1 protein-coding gene and 1 tRNA gene are annotated in these 1,498 nt (G+C 48.1%); both read left to right on the top strand.

Annotated elements, in window-relative coordinates:
- Positions 1-1,346, top strand: a 1,346-nt coding sequence (locus tag B7X71_RS16770; RefSeq protein ID WP_293601574.1) for an acetate--CoA ligase, incomplete at its 5' end; no start/stop codon positions are given.
- A 60-nt stretch (positions 1,347-1,406) separates the two neighbouring features.
- Positions 1,407-1,497: transfer RNA gene (locus tag B7X71_RS16765), tRNA-Ser, on the top strand.
- Position 1,498: the final 1 nt, after the last annotated feature.

Below are 1,498 nucleotides of genomic sequence, written 5' to 3'. Positions count from 1 at the left end.
CTACTGGTGAGTGCGGCAAGGTTAAGCATGTCATCGTAAACAAGCGTACAGGCTCTGAAGTCACGATGATCGCAGGTCGTGATGTATGGATGCAAGAAATTGTTGCTAATGAATCTGCTACATGCGAGCCAGAGTGGGTTAGTGCTGAGCACCCACTATTTATTTTGTACACGTCTGGATCAACAGGTAAGCCAAAAGGCGTACAACATTCAACCGGTGGTTACCTCTTGTGGGCAATTCTCACAATGAAGTGGACATTTGACATTAAGCCGAATGACGTGTTCTGGTGTACCGCGGATATTGGTTGGGTAACAGGCCACTCCTATATTACGTACGGCCCTTTAGCTGTAGGCGCTACTGAGATCGTATTTGAAGGTGTTCCAACCTATCCAAATGCTGGCCGTTTCTGGGACATGATCCAAAAACACAAAGCGACTATTTTCTACACTGCCCCAACAGCAATTCGTTCGCTGATCAAAGCATCTAGCAATGATTCAACAGTGCATCCAAAGAGCTATGACCTATCCTCATTACGTCTCTTGGGTTCAGTCGGCGAGCCGATTAATCCAGAAGCTTGGATGTGGTACTACGAGAATGTAGGTGGTTCACGTTGCCCAATCGCAGACACCTTCTGGCAGACTGAAACTGGTGGACATATGATTTCACCATTGCCAGGTGCAACACCAATGGTTCCAGGCTCATGCACATTGCCATTGCCAGGCATTCAGGCAGCAATTGTGGACGAGGCTGGCGTTGATGTTCCAAACGGTCAAGGCGGTATTTTGGTTGTCAAGCGCCCATGGCCTTCCATGATTCGTACGATTTGGGGTGATCCAGATCGTTTCGTAAAGTCTTATTTCCCAGAAGAGTTGGGCGGCACTTTGTATCTAGCAGGTGACGGCGCAATTCGTAATAAAGAGACTGGCTACTTCACCATTACTGGTCGTATTGATGACGTGCTAAACGTTTCTGGTCACCGTATGGGTACGATGGAAATTGAGTCTTGCTTAGTTGCCAATCCATTAGTTGCTGAAGCAGCGGTAGTGGGTCGTCCAGATGAAATGACTGGTGAAGCCATCTGCGTATTCGTGGTGCTTAAAGGCGGTCGCCCAACCGGTGAAGAGGCCAAGAAGGTTGCCACTGAGTTGCGTAATTGGGTTGGTAAAGAGATTGGCCCAATTGCTAAACCTAAGGACGTTCGTTTTGGTGATAACTTGCCTAAGACCCGTTCTGGCAAGATCATGCGTCGCTTGTTGCGTGTGATTGCTAAAGGTGAAGAAGTGACTCAAGATACTTCAACCCTTGAAAATCCGGCAATCTTAGATCAGCTTAAAGAGTCTGTTTAAGTAGTCACATCGGTTTTTAGAGGTGGACCCTTCCGGCAAACGTATAATCAATGGCTGTACGGAAGGGTGGATGAGCGGTTTAAGTCACACGCCTGGAAAGCGTGCGTAGGTTAATAGCCTACCGCGGGTTCGAATCCCGCCTCTTCCGCCAG

Source organism: Polynucleobacter sp. 39-46-10 (assembly GCF_002282275.1).
The sequence above is the reverse complement of the archived record's forward strand: the minus strand, read 5'-3'. Positions and strand labels throughout refer to the sequence as shown.